The following is a 22958-nucleotide window of genomic DNA, read 5'->3' on the forward strand; positions in this document are numbered from 1 at the left end:
TCTGCGTGGTCATCAACTGGTGGTTCTACCTGCGCAAGGACGCGTATATCAAGAACCCCTGATTCATTCTTCGATTCACGATTTCCGTTTTTCACTTACGGGTTTTACCGATCGCGCTTGACGAACGAAGCGACGACTTGAGAGGAGCAAACCATGAGTCATTTTCTCGATCGCCTGAGGTTTTTCGACAAGGTCAAGGACACCTTCTCGAATGGGCATGGCATCGTCACCAATGAAGACCGCAACTGGGAGGATGCCTACCGCAACCGCTGGCGCCACGACAAGGTGGTGCGCTCCACCCATGGTGTGAACTGCACCGGCGGCTGTTCGTGGAAGATCTTCGTCAAGAACGGCCTGGTTTCGTTCGAGATGCAGCAGACCGACTATCCGCGCACCCGCGAGGATCTGCCTAACCACGAGCCGCGCGGCTGCCAGCGTGGCGCCTCGTTCTCGTGGTACCTGTACTCGCCGCACCGCATCAAGTACCCGATGATCCGCGGTCGCCTGCTCGAGTTGTACCGTGCAGAGCGCAAGGCGGGTCGTGACCCGGTCGAGGCCTGGGAGGCGATCCAGAAGGATCCCGCCAAGCGCGACCGCTACGTCCACGTGCGTGGCCTGGGCGGCTTCGTGCGCACCAACTGGGACGAGGTCACCGAGATCGTGGCGGCAGCCAACGTCTACACCATCAAGAAGTGGGGTCCGGACCGCATCTATGGTTTCTCGCCGATTCCCGCGATGTCGATGATCTCGTACGCCGCCGGCGCGCGTTACCTGTCGCTGATCGGCGCCGCTTGCGGCTCGTTCTACGACTGGTACTGTGACCTGCCTGCAGCCTCGCCGCAGACCTGGGGCGAGCAGACCGACGTGCCCGAGGCCGCCGACTGGTACAACTCGACCTACCTGATCATCACCGGCGCCAACCTGCCGATGACCCGTACCCCTGACGCGCACTTCGCCACCGAAGTGCGCTACAAGGGCGCCAAGATCGTCTCGATGGCGCCGGACTACGCGGAATACGTCAAGTTTGCCGACCTGTGGATGCCGGTCAAGCAGGGCACCGACGCCGCAGCCTTCCTCGCCATGGGGCATGTCGCACTGAAGGAGTTCCTGGTCGAGAAGCAGGACCCGTACTTCACCGAATACGCGCGCAAGTACACCGACCTGCCGATGCAGGTGGTGCTGCGCAAGCACGGCGAAGGCTATGTTTCGGACCGCAACCTGCGTGCCTCCGACTTCGACAACAACCTCGGCGAGTCGAACAACCCCGAGTGGAAGACCATCGTCTTCGACAAGAAGGGCGGCCGCTTCATTGCGCCGAACGGTTCGATCGGCTTCCGCTGGGGTGAAGAAGGCAAGTGGAACCTGCTGGAGAAGGCCGGTGCAGACCAGGCCGAGACCGAGGCCGAGCTCACCTGCATCGACAGCCGTGACGATGTCGTTTCCGTGGGCTTCCCGCACTTCGTGCCGGGCGAGAACGAGCTGCTGTACCGCAACGTACCCGTGCGTCGCCTGACGCTTGCAAGCGGCGAGGAAGTGTTCGTCACCTCCGTGTTCGATATGCAGGTCGCGCAGTACGGCATCGATCGCGGTCTGGGCGGTGGCAACGTGGCCTCGTCCTACGACGACGCCTCGGTGGCGTACACCCCGGCCTGGGCTGCCAAGCAGACCGGCGTCAAGGCGGCCGATCTGGAGCGTACCGGTCGCGAGTTCGCCGACAACGCCTCCAAGACCAAGGGCCGCTCCATGGTCATCATGGGTGCCGCGATCAACCACTGGTACCACAACGACCTCGCCTACCGCTCGATCATGAACCTGCTGCACATGTGCGGCTGCGTGGGTCAGACCGGTGGTGGCTGGGCGCACTACGTGGGGCAGGAGAAGCTGCGTCCGCAGGCCGGCTGGGCGCCGATCGCGTTCGCGCTCGACTGGCAGCGTCCGCCGCGCCACATGAACTCGACCTCGTACTGGTACTTCCACACCGACCAGTGGCGCTACGAGACGATCGATGCCGACGCCTTGCTGTCGCCCGCCGGTCCTTGCCGCAACAAGGGCCTGGCGCTCGCCGACTACAACGTCAAAGCGGTGCGCATGGGCTGGCTGCCGTCGGCGCCGCACTTCAACCGCAACCCGATCGAGCTCGCCGCCGAAGCCGCCAAGGCGGGTGCCAGCGACGAGGCGAGCGTGTCGAAGTACGTGGTCGACCAGCTCAAGTCGGGTGCGCTCGACGTGTCCTTCGCCGATCCGGACGCCGAGGAGAACTGGCCGCGCAACCTGATCGTGTGGCGCGCCAACCTGATCGGTTCCTCGGCCAAGGGCCACGAGTACTTCCTCAAGCACCTGCTGGGCGCGCAGAACGGAGTGATGCAGGAAGGCGGCGCGGGTAACAACTGCAAGGAAGTGAAGTGGCACGAGCACGGCCCGACCGGCAAGCTCGACCTGATGGTGGACATCAACTTCCGTCTCAACTCGACCGGCGCCTACTCGGACATCATCCTGCCGACCGCGACCTGGTACGAGAAGAACGACCTCAACACCACCGACATGCACCCGTTCATCCACCCGCTGGGTGAGGCGGTGACCCCGGGCTGGGAGTCGAAGTCCGACTGGCAGATCTTCCGCACGCTGGCCAAGACCTTCAGCGCCCTGGGCGCCAAGCACCTCGGTACCCTGAAGGACGTTGTGGCGCTGCCGATGCAGCACGACTCGCCGATGGAACTGGCAACCCCGATGGGTGTGGGCAAGGACTGGAAGTACGGCGAGTGCGAGCCCATCCCGGGCAAGACCATGCCGATGCTCAAGCTTGTCGAGCGTGACTACGCGCAGATCTACAACAAGTACATCGCGCTCGGCCCGCTGATGGTCAAGCTGGGTAACAACGTCAAAGGCCTCGACTGGGATACCACCCAGGAATACGAAGAGCTCAAGAAGTGCAACTACCCGGTGCAGGTCGAGGGTGTCTCGAAGGGCATGCCTTCGCTCGAGGAAGACATCTACGTCTGTGACTCGGTCATGCGCATGGCGCCCGAGACCAACGGCGAAGTGGCGCACAAGTCGTGGAGCGCGCTGTCGAAGAAGACCGGCATCGACCACCACCACCTGTACGCCGGCCGTCACGAGGACAAGATCACCTTCCGCGACATCGTCGCCCAGCCGCGCAAGATCATCACTGCGCCGACCTGGTCGGGCATCGAGTCGGAGACCGTGTCCTACACCGCGGGCTACACCAACATCCACGAGCACATCCCGTTCCGCACCCTGACCGGCCGTGCGCATTTCTACCAGGATCACGAGTGGTTCCTCGACTTCGGCGAAGGCTTCTGCGCCTACAAGCCGCCGGTCGACCTGAAGGCGCACGAGAACGTGCCCGACAGCGTGCGTCGCAAGCCGCACCTGACGCTGTCGTGGATCACCCCGCACTCCAAGTGGGGCATCCACTCCAGCTACCAGGACAACCTGCGCATGCTGAACCTGTTCCGTGGCGGCCCGTACGTCTGGCTGTCGGAGGAAGAGGCTGCCAGCATCGGCATCAAGGACAACGACTGGGTCGAGGCGATCAACGCCAACGGCGCGACCGTTGCCCGTGCGGTGGTCTCGCAGCGCATCCCGCGCGGCATGGCGATCATGTACCACGCGCAGGAAAAGAACGTGAACGTGCCCGGCTCGAACACCACCGGTAAGCGTGGCGGCATCCTGAACTCGGTCACCCGCGTCATCGTCAAGCCCACCAACATGGTCGGCGGCTATGCGCAACTGGCCTACAGCTTCAACTACTACGGCACCGTCGGTTGCCAGCGTGACGAGGTTGTGGTGATCCACAAGATCGAGGACCAGGACATCGACTGGCTGGAGCGCCCGCTCACGCCCGAACGCGAAGCCCAGCGCAACCCCGTGGGCATCGGCAAGAAGTAAGCGCCGACTCGAGACCAGAGATTCAGGAGATACACATGAAAATCCGCGCGCAATTCGCGATGGTGTTCAACCTCGACAAGTGCATCGGTTGCCATACCTGCTCGGTGACCTGCAAGAACGTGTGGACCAACCGCAAGGGCGTCGAGTACGCATGGTTCAACAACGTCGAGTCCAAGCCCGGAATCGGTTACCCGAAGGAATGGGAGAACCAGGAGAAGTGGAAGGGCGGCTGGACCAAGCTCAATGGCAAGCTCGAGCTCAAGGCCGGCGGTCGCCTGAAGAAGATCGTGCAGATCTTCTCCAACCCGAACCTGCCCGAGATCGACGACTACTACGAGCCCTTCACCTACGACTACGCCCGTCTGCAGAACGCGCCGCTGTCCGAAGCCGCGCCGACTGCGCGTCCGGTTTCGCAGATCACCGGCGAGAAGATGGACAAGATCACCTGGGGCCCGAACTGGGAAGACGACCTCGCCGGCGAGTTCGCCTCCCGTGCTCGTGACAAGAACTTCTCCAACATGGAGAAGGAAATGTACAAGCAGTTCGAGAACACCTTCCACATGTACCTGCCGCGTATCTGCAACCACTGCATCAACCCGGCATGTGTGGCGTCCTGCCCGTCCGGCGCGCTGTACAAGCGCGAGGAAGACGGCATCGTGCTTGCCGACCAGGACCGCTGCCGCGGCTGGCGGATGTGCATCTCGGGCTGCCCGTACAAGAAGGTGTTCTTCAACTGGGAGTCGTCCAAGGCCGAGAAGTGCGTCGGCTGCTACCCGCGCGTCGAGAACGGCCTGCCGACCGTCTGTTCCGAGTCCTGCGTGGGCCGCATCCGCTACAACGGCATCATCCTGTACGACGCCGACAAGATCCTGGACGCCGCCAGCACCGACAACGAGCAAGACCTGTACAAGGCCCACCTCGACATGTTCGTCGATCCGTTCGATCCGGCCGTGATCGCCCAGGCCAAGAAGGACGGCATCACCGACGACTGGATCCTTGCCGCGCAGAAGTCGCCGATCTACAAGATGGCGGTGCAGTGGAAGATCGCCTTCCCGCTGCACCCCGAGTACCGCACGCTGCCGATGATCTGGTACGTGCCGCCGCTCTCGCCGGTGCAGTCGCAGATCGACCAGAAGGCGCTGCCGACCGAGGCCGACGGCGTGATCCCGAAGGCTTCTGCCATGCGCCTGCCGGTCAAGTACCTCGCCAACCTGATGACCGCAGGCAAGGAGCAGCCGATCATCGACGCGCTCAACCGCATGATTGCGATGCGCTCGTATCAGCGTTCGGTGCACGTCGAGGGCACGCCGGATACGCGTGGTCTCGAGGCCGTCGGCATGACCGAGGACATGGCCAAGGAGATGTATCGCTACCTGGCGATCGCGAACTACGAAGACCGCTTCGTGATTCCGACCTCAAAGGAAGAGATGCGCCTCGAGGACTACCACGGCTTCCAGGGCCAGGCCGGCTTCAGCTTCGGCAGCGCCTCGTCGGTCGGTATTTCGCCGAACTCGCTGTTCCCCGAACGCCGCAGGGAGTCGATGGAGCCGCGCACGCCGGCACCGCACGCCGACGAGATGCACGACGTCACCGGCGAGCGTTACTGAGGAGACAGGAATCATGCAGACCTACAAGCTGCTTGCCGTGCTGCTCGACTATCCGGGCGGTGAGATCGTCGGCGACTTGCGCGCCGCGGTCTCCGGGCAGGGCGGTGCGCTGGGTCTGGTCCGCTCGGTGGACACCGATGAGGTGTTCACCGGGTCCGAACATGCCAGCATCGCCGGTTTCATTGACTGGATGCTGGCGCAGGACCAGACCGAGCTCGAGGGGCGTTACGTCAAGACCTTCGACCTCACCCCGGAGCACAGCCTTCACCTGACGCACCACGTTTTCGGTGACGACAAGAACCGTGGCCCCGCGCTGATCGACCTGTCGGAGTTCTACAAGTCCTATGGACTGCAGCACGACGAACACGAGATCCCGGACTACCTGCCGATGATGCTGGAGTTCGTGTCGCAACTCGAGGAGACCGAGGCGCGCGTGTTCCTGACTGACGCGGTGAAGGTATTCAACGTGCTCGCGACCAACCTGGAAAAGGCGGAGAGCCCCTATGCAGTGCTCGTCCGCGTGATCGAAAACCACAGCTCGCTGGCCCGCCAGGCCGCCTGAGGAGAAGAAGATGTCTCTGTGCAATCTGCTATTCGGGGTCTACCCGTACATCGCGCTGACCGTGTTCGTGATCGGTAGCTGGATCCGCTACGATAACGAGCAGTACACCTGGAAAACCGACTCGTCGCAGTTGCTCTCCAAGCAGGGGATGATGCTCGCGAGCAATCTGTTCCACGTCGGCATCATCATGCTGTTCCTGGGCCACTTCGCTGGCCTGGTACTGCCGCATGGATTGTGGCTGGCGCTCGGGATCTCCGACCTTGCGCACCAGTGGATTGCGCTCACCGCGGGTGCGATCTTCGGCATCACCTGCCTGATCGGCGGCGCCATGCTGTGGTATCGCCGCATGTACAATCCGCGCGTTCGCATCAACAGCCGTCGTGCCGACGTGTTCATCATCACCTGGTTGATGATCACGCTGATCCTGGGCCTGCTGACCGTGCCGTTCTCGATCGGCCACGCCAACAAGGGTGACCCTGCAGTGATGCTGGCCCTGGCCGAGTGGGTGAAGAGCATCCTTCTGCTGAACCCGCAGCCGCAGCTGATGGAGCAGGTCGACCCGATCTTCCGTCTCCACATCTTCTTCGGCCTGACGGTGTTCCTGGTGTTCCCCTTCACCCGCCTGGTGCACATCCTGACCGCGCCGTTCAACTACCTGACGCGCGCCTACCAGATCGTTCGCACCAAGCGCGCCTGAGGCTGGCGACAGGAGGCAAGGCACACGGCCGCAAGGCCGGATGCCTTGCCTTTTTCGCTTCTTGCCCCTAGCGTGCGCCCATGCACGAGAAGAGTCTCCTTCAAACCATGCTCGGCCGTAACGCGGGGCTTTCGACCAAGATCACCGCCATCCTGCTCGCGTTCTTCCTGGCAGCGCTGGCGGCGATCACCCTGACCCTGTTCATCTCCTGGCACCTCGAGGGGGCGGCGGCGGCGATCAACGATGCCGGCAGCCTGCGCATGCGGGTGTACCGGTTCGCCCACTTCGTCGCCCGGGCAGGAAGCGGGGCCACGCCCGACGCACAGTTTGCGGCCGATCTGCACGCACGCATCGACGAGTTCGAGCGCGTCCTGAATGGACTGCGCACCGGCGACCCGACGCGTCCGCTGTTCGTGCCGAAGCGAGACGATATCCCTGCCGCCCTGGAGGACATGACCTCCCAGTGGCATGACCAGGTTCGCCCCTTGCTCGCGCGCATCGGCGCCGCACCGACGCCTGGCGCACGGAGCGCGCTGGCTGCCGAGTTCGATGAGTTGGCGCCGCAGTTCGTCTCCATCATCAATGAGCTGGTGTTGCGCATGGAGCACAACTACGCGCGCAACACCAACATCCTGCGCTCTTCGCAGGTCGCGCTGATCGCGCTCGCGGTGATCGGCACCATTCTGCTGCTTCGCTTCTTCTTCGTCACTGTGATCCGCCCGCTGCATGATCTCCACGAGGGCGTTCAGAGCATGAGCGAGGAGGACTTCGATGCGCGTGTTCCCGTGCTCTCGAATGACGAGTTCGGTGAGCTTTCTGATGGCTTCAACCGCATGGCGGCGCATTTGCAGCATGTATACGACACGCTCGAGGAGCGCGTCGCTTCCAAGACGCGGAGCCTCGAGCAGAAAAACCGCGAGCTGGAGATCCTCTACGACGTGGTTGCGTTCCTGCGTGAACCGGCCGATGTCGATACCCTGTGCAAGGGTTTTCTCGAGCGCGTGCAGAAGGCGATGGGCGCGGTGGCGAGTTCGGCGCGGCTGCTCGATCTTGATTCGCGCAACCTGTGCATGATCGTACATGACGGCCTGGGCGAAGAATTCCTCGATCGCGAGGAGGTGCTCGCCTGTGGCGAATGTGTTTGTGGCGAGGCTGCACAAAGCGGCGGACGCTCGCTGACCCTCGACGTGCTGGCGGCCAATCTGGATGTCACCCGGGACGCCTGTGCGCGTGCCGGCTTCCGCACCGTCTCGGCAACCTCGATCACGGCCAACAAGCGCTCGCTGGGCGTCTTCAACCTTTTCTACGGCCATTCGCAACCGATCAGTGATACGGATCGCCAGCTTCTCGAGACACTTGGGCAGCAACTCGGCACGGCCATCGAGAACCAGCGCCTGCATGCGCGTGAGCGCGAGCTGGCGGTGTCCGAAGAGCGCAACCTGCTGGCGCGCGAGCTGCACGATTCGATCGCCCAGGGCTTGGCATTCCTCAACTTGCAGGTGCAGATGCTGGAACGCGCCCTCGCGGAACATCGCGAGAAGGACGTTGCCGCGACGGTGGAAATGCTCCGTCGCGGTATCCAGGAGAGCTATGAGGATGTGCGCGAACTGCTCGTGCACTTCCGCACCCGGGTGGAGATGCAGGACCTCGATGCGGCGATTGCATCCGCACTGCGCCGCCTGGCCGAGCAGACCGGCGTGGCGACAGATCTGGATGTACAGGGCGATGGTGCGCCGCTTGACCCGGAAGCCGAGACGCAGGTGCTCTACATCGTCCAGGAGGCGCTCTCCAACGTGCGCAAGCATGCGGGCGCAAAAGCGGTTTCGGTAGGCCTGCGGCGCGGGCGCGACGGGCTGGCGGTGACCGTCCGTGATGACGGGGTCGGCTTCGTCGAGGATGACGAGAGTCTCGACACCGAGGCGCACATCGGCCTGCACATCATGCGTGAACGCGCACTGCGCATCGGCGGACAGTTTGCGGTTCGCTCCTCGCCCGGGCGCGGCACCGAGATACGCCTTCAACTGCCCAGATCGAACAAGGTGGAAGCCTGATGACCGAATCCGTGATACGCGTCCTGCTCGTGGATGACCACACGCTCTTTCGCAGTGGTATCCGCTCGCTGCTGCAGAGCTACCCCTGCTTCGACGTCGTCGGCGAGGCTGGCGACGGGCGGGAGGGCATCCGCCTCGCCGGACAGCTGAAACCCGATGTCGTGCTGCTCGACAACAACATGCCCGGACTCTCCGGTCGCGAGGCGGCGCGCCTGCTGCTCGAGGAGGTGCCAGACACGCGGGTGCTGATGCTGACGGTGTCCGAAGACTCGGACGACCTGATCGAGACCTTGCGTGCCGGTGCCTGCGGCTACCTACTGAAGAACATCCAGGCTGAGACCCTGGTTTCTGCGATCAAGACCGCGGCCCAGGGCGAATCAGTCGTGTCGCCACAGATGATGGGCAAGCTGCTCAATGGCGTGCGCGCTGAATCCGGCCGCTCGGTGCCCGAGCCAGCCCGCAGCTCCCCGCTGCGGACGACGGGTGAGCCGCGCAGCGCGCCCGAGGGGGGGGAACTGGACCGGCTTTCTCCGCGCGAGCGGGAAATCCTGCAACTCATCGCGCGCGGACAGAGCAACAAGGAGATCGCACGCGCGCTGGACCTGGCCGAGAGCACGGTCAAGATTCATGTGCAGAACATGTTGCGCAAGCTCAACCTGAGCAGCCGCGTTCAGGCCGCCGTGTATGCGGTGGAGAACGGGCTGGAGTCTGCGCCCGACGCTTGAGCCGTGCCGGGCCGGCGCGTGCGAGGGCCCTCGATCAAAGAAGATGCCTGGCCGCCGGCGCAGCGCAGTGGTCCGCAATGAAGGCGTCCGCGCAATGAAGGCATCGGCCCGGTGCAGCCTTCAGTTCAGTGCAGCCTTCCGAACACGCCGCCCAGCAGTTCCTGCAGGGAGCGGAGCTCGTCGCGGTGACGTGCAGCGATGCGGGCCACCAGCGCTTCCCCGGCGGCGGTCAGGTGTACCTCGACTGCGCGGCGGTCGTCGCGTCCGGGGCGTCGCTCCACCAGGCCGAGCTTTTCGCAGCGCGAAACAAGGGAGACGGCCCCGTGCTGGTGCGCTTGAAGGCGCTCCGCGAGCTCGCCCACGTTTGCCCACTCTCGTCCGGGGAAGCCCTTGATCTGCAGCAGCAACAGGTATTGTAGGTTGGTGATGCCGTGGCGTCGCGTGAGCACTTCGGAGAAGCGGAGGAAGCGTCTCAACTGATAGCGGAAATCGGCCAGGGCCTCGAATTCGGACTTGTCTAGTGGCGTGCTCATGATGCCGCGATTCTATCGCCAACCGAGCATGGTTCGGTATCCGCCGCAGTGGATTCTGTGCACAAGATTGCCCTTGCAATCTGCCGGATCACGATTAATATCAAAGTGTGATGCATTGGCGGGCGTGGCGGGCAATCCTGTCCACCAGAGACCTGCCTTGATCCGGCAGAGGAGGAAAGATCATGGAAGTGATGCAGTTTCCCCGCATGGTGATCTCCAGTCGGGAGGGCTGGGACCTGGTGGCGCGCCTGCGCCCGTCGATGGATGTGATGTTCCTTCGCGTCGTGTTGCCGTTGTCCCTGCTGCCGCCGCTGATGATTCTGGTCGCCTCGGGCGGTATGGCGGCCGAGATGTTCCCCGGCGTGACGTTTGGCAATGGCCTGATTGCCGCGGTGATCTTCTTCGTGGCGGAGCACTTCAGCGTTCCGATCATGGCGAATTCGATCCGCCTGGCGTCCATGGCCAAGGAGGGCAGCAATAACCTGCACGACGCGTATGCGGTTGCCGCCATCGCGCCGATTCCGCTGTGGCTGTCGTCACTCGCCGTGCTGTTCGGGAGCGTCTGGTTCATGGGCATCATCGGCCTGCTCTCGCTGGGCGCGTCGGCGATGCTGGTGCGCCATGGCGTCGATCGCCTGCTGGGCGTTCACGAGCCGGTCTACGCGAGTGAGGTGGCGGTGCAGGTGATGAGCTTCGGGGCGCTCGTCTGGCTCGCACTCCTCGGCGTGGCAGCTGGAGCGCTGATTCTGCTCTGAGGGGTTCTCAGGATGGGGGCGCTCAGGCTTTCACGCGCATCAGGCGCTGCTTCTCGCGCTCCCAGTCCCTTTTCTTCTCATCCTCACGCTTGTCGTGCAGCTTCTTGCCCTTGGCGAGCCCGATCTCGATCTTGATGAGGCCTTTCTTGTAGTGCATGTCGATCGGCACCAACGTGTAGCCTGCGCGCTCGACCTTGCCGATCAGGCGCGCGATTTCCTTCTTGTGCAGCAACAGCTTGCGCGTGCGCGTGGGGTCGTGGTGCACGTGACTCGAGGCGGTGGTGAGCGGTGCGATGTGCATGCCGAAAAGAAAGATTTCCTCGCCGCGGATGACCACGTAGGATTCCTTGATGTTGGCGCGCCCGGCGCGGATGGCCTTCACCTCCCAGCCCTCGAGGACCATGCCGGCCTCGTGCTTTTCCTCGATGAAGTATTCGTGAAAGGCCTTGCGATTTTCGATGATGCTCATGGTGGTGCTGTCCCGGAGGGCGGCGCAGCGCGGAAAACCGAGTTGCGCATGCGGTAGAATTGCGCATTTTAACAGTTCGGTCGCGTGCCCGTTCCGGTCACGGTGCCGATTCACCGCTCGCCCATGGCCGAAGTCAACAAGCTCGTACTGATCGAATTCACCCCGGCGCAGATGTTCGAACTCGTGGACCGGTGCGAGGACTACCAGCACTTCCTTCCCTGGTGCGGCGGCGCAGTGGTCCATGCGCGTACCGACACGGTTACGGCGGCAACGCTCTACATCAACTATCACGGCATCAAGGCGCATTTCAGCACCGAGAACGAAAAACGATATCCGGTCGAGATGAAGCTGCGCCTGACCGATGGTCCCTTCACCCATCTCGACGGCCACTGGCAGTTCACTGCGCTTGGCGACACTGCGTGCAAGGTGGAATTCCAGCTGCGTTACCAGTTTGCGAGCAAGCTGTTGGAAAAGGTGCTGGGGCCTGTGTTCAATCACATCGCCAATACCTTCGTCGATTCCTTCGTCAAGCGTGCGGGCGAGATCTACAAACCGGCTGGCTCGGCAGGAGTTCGATGATGGGCGAGATGATCCATGTGGAAGTGGTGTATGCCTTGCCCGAACGGGCAGAGCTCGTGCCGCTGAGCCTGGCGGAGGGTGCGACCGCTGGGGATGCGGTGCAGGCGTCGGGTCTGCTCGAGAAGTACCCGGAAATCGATCTCGCCCGTAACAACAAGCTGGGGATTTTCGCCAAGCTGGTGAAGCCCGATACCGCGCTGCGCGACCGTGACCGTGTGGAGATCTACCGGCCGCTCATCGCCGACCCGAAGGCCGTGCGCAAGAAGCGCGCCGACGAAGGCAAGGTGATGAAGAAAGGGGGCGGGTCCGCCGACGAGGAGGCTTGAGCCGCCCAGCGCGCGAGTGGGGGCGCGCACTCTTTGGCTCGCTCGTTCTGGCTCAAGGCCTGGCGTTCTGGTTCAAGGCCTGGGTTAGTTACAGTGTTCGGAGATCTGCTGCTGCAGGCGCTGCGCTTCTGCGTTGCGCGCAGCATCGTCCAGGTATTCGCGCTCGCCCGTTGCATTGAAGCGGCTGACACGCTGCCCCGACTGCAGGGCCGTGAGTTGGTTGCGTGCCTGTTCGCAGAAGCGGGCGCGCTCGGCATCGCGCGCTGCAGCTTCTTCCGCTTTCGCCGCTGCCTCTGCCTCGGCCGCGCGCCGTTCGCGGAAGGCCTGCTCGCGTTCAGCGAGCGTCGGCGGCCCCTTCGGCGCCCCGGCTGTTTCGCTCGCGCCATCGGCGGCGGGGCTATCTGCCGCTGTCGCGGCAGCAGGACGCGGAGCGCGTGTCCCCTGTACGACACTGACTTCGCCGGTGAGCGGCGGGGTGTCGGAATAGTGCACGCGCCCGTCCTTGTCCTTCCAACTGTAGATCTGCGCAGCGGCAGGCAGGGAGAGGAGCAGGGCGACGAGCAACAGGGGGCGACGAATCATCGAGAAAATCTCCGGAGGGCGCTGCTTACACCACGCTCTGACGCTCTGTATAATACGGATTTGGTCGAAAGGAAAAAAGCCATGCGAGTGATTCAGAAGGCGCTGACCTTCGATGACGTCCTTCTCGTTCCAGCCCACTCCACGGTTCTTCCGCGCGATGTGAGCCTGCAAAGCCAGGTCACTCGCCGCATCCGTCTCAATATCCCGCTCGTTTCGGCCGCGATGGACACGGTGACCGAAAGCCGCCTCGCGATCGCGCTGGCGCAGGAAGGTGGCATCGGCGTCGTGCACAAGAACCTCAGCCCGGCGGAGCAGGCTGCCGAGGTGCACAAGGTCAAGCGCCACGAATCGGGCATCCTCAAGGACCCGATCACCATCCCGCCGACGATGACGGTGCGCGAAGTGATCGCGCTCCAGCGTCAGCACCGCTTCTCTGGCGTGCCGGTGGTGCAGGGCCGCAAGGTCGTGGGGATCGTGACCAACCGCGACACCCGCTTCGAGACCAAGCTCGATGCGCTGGTCTCGGAGATCATGACGCCGCAGGAGCGGCTGGTTACCGTGCGTGAAGGCGCCAGCCTCGATGAGGCGCGTGAGCTGCTGCGCGTGCATCGCCTCGAGCGCGTGCTGGTGCTCAACGATGCCGGCGAGCTGTGCGGGCTGATCACCGTGAAGGACATGATGAAGTCCACCGAGCACCCCAGCGCCGCCAAGGATGAGCAGGGGCGGCTGCGCGTGGCGGCGGCGATCGGCGTGGGGGCTGGCACCGAGGAGCGTGCCGAGCTGCTCGCGGAGGCCGGCGTGGACATGATCGTGGTCGATACTGCCCATGGTCACTCCCAAGGCGTGCTCGACCGCGTGAACTGGGTCAAGAAACGCTTCCCTCAGATCGAGGTGGTGGGGGGCAATATCGCCACCGCCGATGCCGCGCGCGCGCTGGTCGATGCCGGCGCCGATGGTGTCAAGGTGGGTATCGGCCCGGGGTCGATCTGCACCACGCGCATCGTTGCGGGTGTGGGCGTGCCGCAGATCACGGCCATCGACAACGTTGCCAACGCGCTTGCCGGATCCGGCGTGCCGATGATCGCCGACGGCGGCATCCGCTTTTCCGGCGATATCGCAAAGGCGATCGCTGCGGGCGCCAACGTGGTGATGCTCGGTGGCCTGTTCGCCGGCACCGAGGAAGCGCCGGGTGAAACCGTCCTGTATCAAGGTCGCACCTACAAGGCATATCGCGGCATGGGCTCGCTGGGTGCGATGGAGAAGGGCGCCGCCGACCGTTATTTCCAGGACGAGAACACCGGCAACATCGACAAGCTCGTCCCCGAGGGCATCGAGGGCCGTGTGCCCTACAAGGGGCCGGTCGGAGTCGTGATTCACCAGCTCGTCGGTGGCCTGAGGGCTTCCATGGGGTATCTCGGCTGCCCGGACATTCCGGCCGTCCATGAGCGGGCGCAGTTCGTGCAGATCAGCTCGGCAGGCATGCGTGAGTCGCATGTCCATGACGTGCAGATCACCAAGGAAGCGCCCAACTACCAGATCAGCTGATCGGGCTGGTTCGTATTACCGGGCGGCTGCGAAGCCGCCTTTCCTTTTTCAAGACGCTAGAGACGTTCGCGCCCATGGCTCACCAGAAGATCCTCATTCTCGATTTCGGCTCCCAGGTTTCGCAGCTCATCGCACGTCGCGTGCGCGAGCAGCAGGTGTATTGCGAGCTGCATCCCTTCGACGTGTCCGACGAATTCGTGCGCAGTTTCGGTGCTCAGGGCGTGATCCTGTCGGGCGGTCCGAACTCGGTGTACGAAGCGGAGGAGTGGCGTGCGCCGCAGGCGGTGTTCGAGCTAGGTGTGCCGGTGCTGGGCATCTGTTACGGCATGCAGACCATGGCCAGCCAACTCGGCGGCAAGGTCGAGAGCTCGGCCAAGCGCGAGTTCGGCTATGCGGAGATGCGTGCGCATGGGCACTCGAAGCTGTTCGAAGGCATCCAGGATCGGACCAACGCCGAGGGTCATGGCCTGCTCGACGTGTGGATGAGCCATGGCGACAAGGTCACGGGACTGCCGCCGGGCTTCAAGATCATCGGCAGCAACGAGGCGACGCCGATCGCGGCCATGGCCGACGAGGTGCGTGGGTTCTACGGCGTGCAGTTTCACCCCGAGGTCACGCACACGATCAAAGGCAAGGAGATGATCGGGCGCTTCGTGCACGACATCTGCGGTTGCGGCCACGACTGGAACATGCCCGACTACATCGCCGAGGCGGTGCAGAGGATCCGCGAGCAGGTCGGTGACGAGGAGGTCATCCTTGGTCTGTCGGGCGGCGTCGACTCCTCGGTAGCGGCGGCGCTGATCCATCGCGCAATCGGGGACCAGCTCACCTGCGTGTTCGTCGACCACGGTCTGCTGCGTCTCAACGAAGGCAAGCTGGTGATGGAGATGTTTGCCGGCCGACTGCACGCCAAGGTCGTGCATGTGGATGCCACCGAACAGTTCATGGGCCACCTCAAGGGGGTCACCGACCCCGAGCAGAAGCGCAAGATCATCGGCCGCGAATTCGTCGAGGTTTTCCAGGCCGAGGCGAAGAAGCTCCCGAACGCCAGGTGGTTGGCGCAGGGCACCATTTACCCCGACGTGATCGAGTCGGGTGGCGCAAAGAGCAAGAAGGCGCACACCATCAAGAGCCACCACAATGTCGGTGGTCTGCCCGAAACCCTGGGCCTGAAGCTGCTCGAACCACTGCGCGACCTGTTCAAGGACGAGGTGCGCGAGCTCGGTGTGGCGCTCGGTCTGCCACACGACATGGTCTATCGCCACCCCTTCCCCGGGCCTGGCCTGGGGGTGCGCATTCTCGGCGAGGTCAAGCACGAATACGCCGATCTGCTGCGCCAGGCCGACGCGATCTTCATCGACGAGTTGCGTGCCGCCGACTGGTACGACAAGACCAGCCAGGCCTTCGCCGTCTTCCTGCCGGTGAAGAGCGTTGGCGTGATGGGTGACGGCCGCACCTACGAGTACGTTGTCGCGCTGCGTGCGGTGCAAACGCAGGACTTCATGACCGCACACTGGGCGGAACTTCCGCACAGCCTGCTCGGCAAGGTCAGCAACCGCATCATCAACGAGGTGCGCGGCATCAACCGTGTGGTGTACGACATCTCGGGCAAGCCGCCTGCGACCATCGAGTGGGAATGATTCCGCGTCTGGCACAGCCAGGCACCTGATGGCATGAAATGCCGCTAAGCCCGCGTAATTGCGGGCTTTTTTTTGTTTGTGTTTGGCACGATCTGGCAACGGGAGGAAGCGCCAAGCACCGTTTGAGCATGGCATTAAAGCTGGTATTATGGTTTGGCGATGCCATGATTGATGCCGATACCATGCTGCGTTCTTTTGTGTGTTCATGGTATTAATATTCTATAAGTTACTGTTTCGTAAGAAAAAATACGATAAATTCGAGATTTTTTCAGCATGGTATCGGAGACGAAGAAGGACAAGGTACATGCTGACCGATACCAAGCTGCGCAATCTCAAGCCCAGGGACAAACTCTACAAAGTGAATGACCGGGAAGGTCTCTATGTGGCAGTGACTCCAGCCGGCTCCATCTCGTTCCGTTACAACTACTCAATCAACGGTCGGCAGGAGACCATCACCTTTGGGCGTTATGGTGTCGGTGGCATCACCCTGGCCGAAGCCCGCGAGCTGTTGGGTGACGCCAAGAAGATGGTTGCGGCGGGCAAGTCGCCGGCCAAGGAGAAAGCCCGAGACAAGGCGCGGGTGAAAGATGCAGAGACGTTCGGTGCCTGGGCGGAGAAGTGGCTGCGTGGCTACCAGATGGCCGACTCCACCCGCGATATGCGCCGCTCGGTTTATGAGCGTGAGCTGAAGCCGAAATTCAGCAATCAGAAGCTGGTGGAGATCACCCACGAAGACTTGCGGGCGCTGGCTGATGCCATTGTTGAGCGAGGCGCACCGGCCACCGCCGTTCATGTGCGTGAAATCGTGTTGCAGGTATTTCGCTGGGCCATCGAGCGTGGGCAGAAGGTCGAAAACCCGGCAGAACTGGTGCGCCCAACAAGCATCGCTCGATTCGAGCCACGTGACCGAGCGTTGACGCCAGAAGAAATTGGGCTGATGTACCAGTACATGGAGCGAGTGGGCACAAGCCCAACAAACCGTGCGGCGGCCAAGCTGTTATTGCTGACGATGGTGCGCAAGAGCGAGCTGACCAATGCGACCTGGAGCGAGATCAATTTCAGCGAAGCGTTGTGGACGATTCCAAAGGAGCGGATGAAACGCCGTAACCCGCACCTGGTATTTCTGTCCCAGCAGGCTCTGGATATTTTCATTGCCATGAAAACCTTTGCCGGTGGTTCCGACTTCGTTTTGCCATCACGGTACGACTCGGATGCGCCGATGAGCGCTGCCACACTTAACCAGGTGCTGACGCTGACTTACAAGGCGGCGCAGAAAGATGGGAAGTCACTTACCAAGTTCGGACCGCATGATTTGCGGCGCACAGCCAGCACGCTGTTGCATGAGGCCGGCTACAACACCGACTGGATCGAGAAGTGCCTGGCGCACGAGCAGAAGGGCGTGAGGGCTGTCTACAACAAGGCTGAGTACCGCGAGCAGCGGGCGGCGATGTTGCAGGATTGGGCCGATATGATTGATGAGTGGACTTCGGGAGGCAGTAAGGGTTGATGTTTTTGCTATCTTTGATAGCATTGAAGTTGATGCCGTGAATTTATAAATAAGGCCGCCATTGGCATCGGGCAGGTCAATTACCGATTAGCTGCTTCGCGCAGCTACTCGATGAATAGCAACTATTCATTTGAGAGGTATTGACCCATGCAAAATATAAAGACCCTCATCAACAGGAAGAAGCTCCTGGAGATGATCCCGCTTTCGACACGAACAATTTATAACCTGGAGCAGCGAGGGGATTTTCCACGCCGTATCGCGTTAACCAGTAGAAATGTCGCCTGGGATTTGTCAGAGGTCGAAGAGTGGATTGAGGCACGTAAATCATCGGGTGATCAAGCTGCGCGACCTGGCCCTATAGAGGGCTAGTTATATGGCTCTTGATCTTATGGCGGCTTTCACGGAATTGCCGCCACCCATTGATTATGTTCTGCCTAATATGGTTGCTGGCACTGTTGGTGCTCTTGTGTCGCCTGGTGGGGCTGGTAAATCCATGTTGGCCCTTCAATTGGCTGCACAGATTGCAGGCGGGCCTGATTTACTTGAAATAGGCGAGTTTCCCACCGGGCAAGTGGTCTATCTGCCTGCTGAAGATCCACCGGCCGCTATTCACCATCGTCTGCACGCCCTTGGGGCACACCTCAGCGCAGCGGAACGGCAAGCCGTGGCTGATGGTTTGCTCATTGAACCCTTGATCGGTAAATGCCCAAACATCATGGCTGCTAGCTGGTTCGATGCTCTCAAACGAGCCGCTGAAGGTCGTCGCTTGATGATCTTGGACACTTTGCGGCGCTTCCACATTGAGGAGGAGAACGCTAGCGGGCCGATGGCGCAGGTTGTTGGGCACATGGAGGCCATAGCCGCTGATACAGGCTGCTCCATTGTGTTTCTGCACCACGCGAGTAAAAGCGCAGCCATGATGGGGTCGGGCGATCAACAGCAGGCCAGTCGTGGATCGTCCGTACTGGTTGATAACATCCGTTGGCAATCGTACCTATCCGGCATGACGCAAGGCGAGGCCGAGATACTGGGGGTCGATGATTGTCAGCGTGGGTATTTTGTCCGCTTTGGCGTCAGCAAGGCCAACTATGGCGCACCTTTTCAAGAACTCTGGTTTAGACGGCACGACGGCGGCGTGTTGAAGCCTGCTGTACTGGAGCGGCAGTGCAAGGTGAAAAGGAGACAGCGTGAAGAAGCCTAAGCATGACCTGACCCACGTCCGACATGATCCCGCGCACTGTTTGGCACCTGGCCTGTTCCGCAGCCTCAAGCGTGGCGATCGCAAACGCTGCAAGCTGGACGTGACCTACACCTTTGGCGAGGACGAATCCATGCGTTTCGTCGGATTCGAACCTCTCGGGGCCGATGATATGCGTCTTTTGCAAGGCATCGTGGCCCTTGGCGGCCCGAACGGCATCTTGCTAACCCCGGAACCGACCAGTGAGACGGGGCGACAGCTACGGCTATTCCTTGAACCCCGTTTCGAAGCCATTGAGCAAGACGGCTTGGTGGTTCGTGAGAGCCTGACCAAACTGCTCTCAGAAACGGGCATGACGGATAGCGGCGACAACATCAAGGCGCTCAAAGCCAGCCTGCTGCGCATGTCGAACGTCACCATCCTTGTGACGAAGGGACGGCGGCAAGCCGCGTTCCACCTGATGAGTCATGCTTTTGACGAGACGGACGGCAGGCTATGGGTTGCCCTGAATCCGCGTATTGCCGAAGCGATCCTGGGGCATCGTCCATATGCCCGTATCGACATGGCGGAAGTGCGGGTGCTACAGACTGATCCGGCACGGCTGATGCACCAACGGCTATGCGGCTGGATCGACCCCGGCAAATCCGGGCGCGTGGAACTGGACACGCTTTGCGGCTATGTCTGGCCAGATGAAGCCAATGCCGAAGCTATGAAAAAACGCCGTCAGACTGCCCGGAAGGCACTGGCCGAACTTGCCGCCGTGGGTTGGGTAGTGAACGAATACGCCAAGGGAAAATGGGAGATCAAGAGGCCTGGCCCCACGGCAACTGCACCCGTTTACCGTCGTAACGTTCCCTTGTTACCGTCGTAACGCTCCCCTTCTGCCGTCGTAACGTTCCCCGTCCCAATTTGGAAAACCCAGACGGTGCGCTGCTTTGCGGGCAGTTTGGGAAATCCATCCAAGATTATCTAAAGATAATCCATCATGCGCGGTGCAGCTCGCGCCTTGAGGGCGCGTTCTGACCTTGCCAATAAAGCCCTGGCGGGCTTTATCAATCGGCCATAGGCCGATGGTTTAACGCCAAGAAGAGAAGGCGGCTTCAGTGGCCGCTGAAACGCCTTGTGAGAGGGGAAAACAACCCGGAGTCCCTTATTCCATGAGCTGAAGCAGAATCTGCGTCTAACGGTGCTGGAGGGCCGCTGTGTGCACTTGTAGTTATCTGTACTGAAACCTTGGCTCGAAACGTGAAATGGCTAAGCAGTGCCCATTCGTTCGGTAAGAATAATAAGAAGATTATTATTCTTATTATTACCAAGCAGGAATGAGCCGTGTGTGTTGGACGCCCATAACCAGTAACCTGCGTGAAGGTGTCAACATCAGGAAAGGTTGCCCCTCAAGTATCAATACGTCGCCTTAGTGGTATGACGGGAGGGGAGGCAAATTTCTTGTGTTCATTGACACTTGAGGGGCGGGTTGAACGAAGCCGCTACGCGGAGAGGTCGCCCGCCCAGACCCCACGAACTATTCTGCATGACGGCTCCATCGCGGTGATGGCGCCGATTCTGCACGACTTCGTGAGGAGCGACCAGCATGACGACGAGCTTTCCAGCGCACTTTGCCCGGCAGTACGACAGCCATCTCAAGCACCTGAAGTTGAAAGGTCTGCAGCCCAAGACCATCGACGCCTACGCCCGCGCCATCCGGCGCCTGGGCGCGTATTTCGACTACCGCATCGAGGCGCTCACCGAGGCGCAACTCACGGAGTATTTCAGCGACCTCATCGGCACTCACTCGTGGAGCGCGGTCAAGCTCGATCTGTACGGTCTGAAGTTCTTCACCACGCATGTGCTCAAGAAGCCGTGGGCGATGCCCGACCTGATCAAGCCGCCCAAGACGCAGCGCTTGCCCGACATCGTCACGGTCGATGAGGCGCAGCGGCTGTTCCTGGCCACTCGGGTGCTGAGCTATCGGGTGTTCTACTTCACCCTTTACAGTCTCGGCCTGCGGCTGGGCGAGGGCCTTGCGCTCACGGTGGCCGACATCGACGCCGAGCGCATGCGCGTGCAGGTGCGCGATGCCAAGGGTAACCGCGACCGCTTGGTGCCGCTGCCGCAGGCCACGCTCGCGGTGCTGCGCCGGTTCTGGCTGACGCACCGTCACCCCGAACTGCTCTTCCCCAATCGCAGCGCGGGCCTCAAGGGCGCGCAGCGGGCGAGCTCGCCGCTTGATCGCGGCGGCGTCCAGCTCACCTTGCGCAAGGTCGCCACTGCGTGCGGGCTAAAAAAAAGATCACCCCTCACAGTTTGCGCCACAGCTATGCCACGCACCTGATCGAGCAGGGCGTCGATCTGCTGGAAGTCCAGAAGATCCTCGGCCACCATTCCATCCTCACCACCGCCCGCTACACCCACCTCACCAGCCACACCACCGAATCGGCACGAACCCGCATCGATGCCCTGATGCAGCACTTCACCCTGGACTGGGGGACGGTCCGGTGATCACGCTCGCGCAGGTCATCGAGCGCTTCGAGCCCGACTACCGCGCCCGCTACGGCCACACCCTGGGCCCAGAACGCGCCCAAGCGCTGCGGGCAATGCTGTGTTGCCGCAGCCGCATGGCCCCGCAACTGCTCGCGGCTTGCCCCGAGTGCGCCGAGCAACGGCTCGTCCCGCACTCGTGCGGGCACCGGCTCTGTCCGCACTGCCAGCATCACGAGGGCGAACAATGGCTCGAGCGCCAACGGCGCCTGCAGGTACCCGCCGAGTATTTCCTGCTCACCTTCACCTTGCCCGCTGAGCTGCGTGCACTGGCCGCACGGCACGCGAAGTGCGTCTACGGCGCTCTCTTCTCCGCCGCCTGGAGCACGGTGCAGACCTTCTGCCGCAACGACCGCCAGCTCAAGGGCGAGGCCGGGGCGGTGGCGGTGCTGCACACCCACTCGCGCCGGCTCGACCTGCATCCACACGTGCATCTGGTCATGCCCGGCGCGAGCCTGGATGCGCGGAGCCGACGCTGGCGCACGAAGAGCGGCTATCTCTTCAGCCACACGGCGCTCGCGAAGGTGTTTCGCGCCAAGTTGCTGGCGGCGCTCGCGCAGGCTGGCCTCCATCCGGCCGAGCCGTTGCCGGGGAAATGGGTGGTCGACTGCAAGCGTGTCGGCAACGGCGAGAAGGCCCTCGTTTATCTGGGTCGTTACCTCTATCGCGGCGTGATCCGCGAGGCCGACCTCCTCGCCTGCGATCACGACGGCAGCGGCCAGGTCAGCTTCCGCTACCGCGACAGCCAGAGCGGGGAAAGCAAGGTCCGCACGCTGCCCGGTGCCGAGTTCCTCCACCTGCTGCTGCAGCACGTCCTGCCCAAGGGCTTCCGGCGGGCGAGGAACTACGGCTTCCTGCATCCGAACAAGAAGGGCCTGATCGCCCTGCTGCATCTCGTGCTCAGGATCGTGCCGCGCCCGCCAACGCCGCACAAACCCCGACCGGCGTTTGCCTGCCCTTGCTGCGGCAAGCCGATGCGGATCCTGCGGCGGCGACTTCCGCCGATGGCGGTCAGCCGAGCAGATTCGATGCACGCAATGGAGACGGCCGTGTAGGCCTGCGCCTTCGCCACGACGGTGCGCCTCACCTGCGCCACGGCCGCGCTCGGCCCGAAAATGCCGAAAAACGGGCCGATGAACCCGAAATCGGCTGGCTCGGCCAGTTTCAGGTGCTGATTCCAGCGTCGCCTGCTCGTTGAGCGGACCTACCGGCCCGATTCCGGGCTCGGGAACAGAAAGCTATTTCCAGGGAGACGGACCGGGCTTGTTCAACAACCGGTTCAGATCGTGGCTCGCTTCGCGATCACGATCTAACCTTAATCGTTATGCCCTTCTTTTTTGGCGTCCAACTCGCCCCATCGGGGCGAATGGTTTGTGTCGATTGTTGGCATTTTAGGTTCCGATTTAAAGCCGATTGAGCAGCGATTTTGAAGCGACTATGTCGATTGCAGGCCGATTTGGTGACGATTACGGTTATGTTGCCAAGAATCGGTGTTTGTTTGACGATAAAACGCTTTACGTTCGATATGCGCTAGATTTTCAATAGTGGGTGAAATGCGGGCAGGATGGGTGAAGTTAGCTAACCGGCAAGCCGGTTATCTATCTTCACTGTCCCTTATTCGCGCCGGGGGCACTCAACGGGAATCCTGCCCTGCGGGGCTGATCGGCTACCGCCGGTTGCAAGAGTATAGGTCTTGCTATTTTTAATATCTTTGATAGCATGGTTGTCGGGTACA

At 62.0% G+C, this 22958-nt stretch carries 19 protein-coding genes and 1 pseudogene; 17 read left to right on the plus strand and 3 right to left on the minus strand.

Features of this window, described 5'->3' with window-relative positions; translation table 11 throughout:
* Positions 1-153: 153 nt before the first annotated feature.
* The 6 genes from ACUH78_RS02075 to ACUH78_RS02100 all read left to right on the plus strand — a co-directional run bounded on the left by ACUH78_RS02075 (position 154) and on the right by ACUH78_RS02100 (position 9551).
* On the plus strand, positions 154-3909 hold the full coding sequence (locus ACUH78_RS02075; protein WP_418365477.1) for a nitrate reductase subunit alpha: 3756 nt from the start codon (positions 154-156) through the stop codon (positions 3907-3909).
* Positions 3910-3944: 35 nt separating this feature from the next.
* Complete coding sequence (gene narH / locus ACUH78_RS02080) at positions 3945-5516, plus strand: nitrate reductase subunit beta (RefSeq protein ID WP_418365478.1); 1572 nt, start codon at positions 3945-3947, stop codon at positions 5514-5516.
* A gap of 13 nt (positions 5517-5529) precedes the next feature.
* Positions 5530-6078 (plus strand): nitrate reductase molybdenum cofactor assembly chaperone, encoded by a 549-nt coding sequence (narJ, locus tag ACUH78_RS02085; RefSeq protein ID WP_435750124.1) that lies wholly within the window; start codon positions 5530-5532, stop codon positions 6076-6078.
* 10 nt (positions 6079-6088) lie between these two features.
* Positions 6089-6775 (plus strand): respiratory nitrate reductase subunit gamma, encoded by a 687-nt coding sequence (narI, locus tag ACUH78_RS02090; protein WP_418365480.1) that lies wholly within the window; start codon positions 6089-6091, stop codon positions 6773-6775.
* 80 nt (positions 6776-6855) lie between these two features.
* Positions 6856-8826, plus strand: a complete 1971-nt coding sequence (locus ACUH78_RS02095) for a type IV pili methyl-accepting chemotaxis transducer N-terminal domain-containing protein (protein WP_418365481.1) — start codon at positions 6856-6858, stop codon at positions 8824-8826.
* Entirely contained in the window at positions 8826-9551 is a 726-nt protein-coding gene (locus tag ACUH78_RS02100) for a response regulator (RefSeq protein ID WP_445332702.1), read from the plus strand. Before ACUH78_RS02095 ends, ACUH78_RS02100 begins: the two co-directional genes overlap by 1 nt.
* 125 nt (positions 9552-9676) lie before the next feature.
* On the opposite strand, the gene ACUH78_RS02105 is transcribed toward ACUH78_RS02100, so the two are convergent.
* The gene (locus ACUH78_RS02105; protein WP_418365483.1) at positions 9677-10084 is read right to left on the minus strand and encodes a MarR family winged helix-turn-helix transcriptional regulator; all 408 of its coding nucleotides are present in this window, start codon (positions 10082-10084) and stop codon (positions 9677-9679) included.
* Positions 10085-10266: 182 nt separating this feature from the next.
* Between ACUH78_RS02105 and ACUH78_RS02110 the strand changes: the two genes are divergently transcribed.
* Positions 10267-10839, plus strand: coding sequence for a YIP1 family protein (locus tag ACUH78_RS02110; protein ID WP_418365484.1), 573 nt, complete (start codon positions 10267-10269; stop codon positions 10837-10839).
* 22 nt (positions 10840-10861) lie between these two features.
* On the opposite strand, the gene smpB is transcribed toward ACUH78_RS02110, so the two are convergent.
* Positions 10862-11308 carry an SsrA-binding protein SmpB gene (gene smpB, locus ACUH78_RS02115; RefSeq protein ID WP_418365485.1) on the minus strand — a complete coding sequence of 149 codons (447 nt, stop codon included), beginning with the start codon at positions 11306-11308 and terminating at the stop codon, positions 10862-10864.
* A gap of 123 nt (positions 11309-11431) precedes the next feature.
* On the opposite strand from smpB, the gene ACUH78_RS02120 reads away from it, so the two are divergent.
* Both ACUH78_RS02120 and ACUH78_RS02125 read left to right on the plus strand, forming a co-directional pair.
* On the plus strand, positions 11432-11887 hold the full coding sequence (locus ACUH78_RS02120; protein WP_418365489.1) for a type II toxin-antitoxin system RatA family toxin: 456 nt from the start codon (positions 11432-11434) through the stop codon (positions 11885-11887).
* Positions 11887-12213 (plus strand): RnfH family protein, encoded by a 327-nt coding sequence (locus tag ACUH78_RS02125; protein ID WP_418365490.1) that lies wholly within the window; start codon positions 11887-11889, stop codon positions 12211-12213. The genes ACUH78_RS02120 and ACUH78_RS02125 overlap by 1 nt, the downstream gene beginning before the upstream one ends.
* 84 nt (positions 12214-12297) lie before the next feature.
* Here the strand turns inward: ACUH78_RS02125 and ACUH78_RS02130 are convergent, their stop codons facing one another.
* Complete coding sequence (locus ACUH78_RS02130; RefSeq protein ID WP_445332701.1) at positions 12298-12795, minus strand: DUF4124 domain-containing protein; 498 nt, start codon at positions 12793-12795, stop codon at positions 12298-12300.
* An 81-nt stretch (positions 12796-12876) separates the two neighbouring features.
* Here ACUH78_RS02130 and guaB point away from each other — a divergent pair, with 81 nt between their 5' ends.
* The 8 genes and pseudogenes from guaB (at position 12877) to ACUH78_RS02170 (ending at position 22278) form a co-directional block, all read left to right on the plus strand.
* Complete coding sequence (guaB, locus tag ACUH78_RS02135; RefSeq protein WP_418365487.1) at positions 12877-14340, plus strand: IMP dehydrogenase; 1464 nt, start codon at positions 12877-12879, stop codon at positions 14338-14340.
* Between the two features lie 74 nt (positions 14341-14414).
* Positions 14415-15980 (plus strand): glutamine-hydrolyzing GMP synthase, encoded by a 1566-nt coding sequence (guaA, locus tag ACUH78_RS02140; RefSeq protein WP_445332700.1) that lies wholly within the window; start codon positions 14415-14417, stop codon positions 15978-15980.
* 304 nt (positions 15981-16284) lie between these two features.
* On the plus strand, positions 16285-17487 hold the full coding sequence (locus ACUH78_RS02145) for a tyrosine-type recombinase/integrase (RefSeq protein WP_000954590.1): 1203 nt from the start codon (positions 16285-16287) through the stop codon (positions 17485-17487).
* A 147-nt stretch (positions 17488-17634) separates the two neighbouring features.
* A complete protein-coding gene (locus ACUH78_RS02150) occupies positions 17635-17856 on the plus strand; it encodes a helix-turn-helix transcriptional regulator (RefSeq protein WP_001179606.1) in 222 nt (73 codons plus the stop codon).
* Between the two features lie 4 nt (positions 17857-17860).
* Entirely contained in the window at positions 17861-18688 is an 828-nt protein-coding gene (locus ACUH78_RS02155) for a helicase RepA family protein (RefSeq protein WP_001162384.1), read from the plus strand.
* Positions 18675-19556 carry a replication protein C, IncQ-type gene (gene repC, locus ACUH78_RS02160; protein ID WP_000743064.1) on the plus strand — a complete coding sequence of 294 codons (882 nt, stop codon included), beginning with the start codon at positions 18675-18677 and terminating at the stop codon, positions 19554-19556. Before ACUH78_RS02155 ends, repC begins: the two co-directional genes overlap by 14 nt.
* Before the next feature lie 720 nt (positions 19557-20276).
* Positions 20277-21184, plus strand: a pseudogene (locus ACUH78_RS02165) (tyrosine-type recombinase/integrase).
* A complete protein-coding gene (locus tag ACUH78_RS02170; protein ID WP_445332699.1) occupies positions 21181-22278 on the plus strand; it encodes an IS91 family transposase in 1098 nt (365 codons plus the stop codon). The pseudogene ACUH78_RS02165 and the gene ACUH78_RS02170 overlap by 4 nt, the downstream one beginning before the upstream one ends.
* Positions 22279-22958 lie beyond the last annotated feature (680 nt).

Source organism: Thauera sp. ZXT1-4, assembly GCF_052598215.2.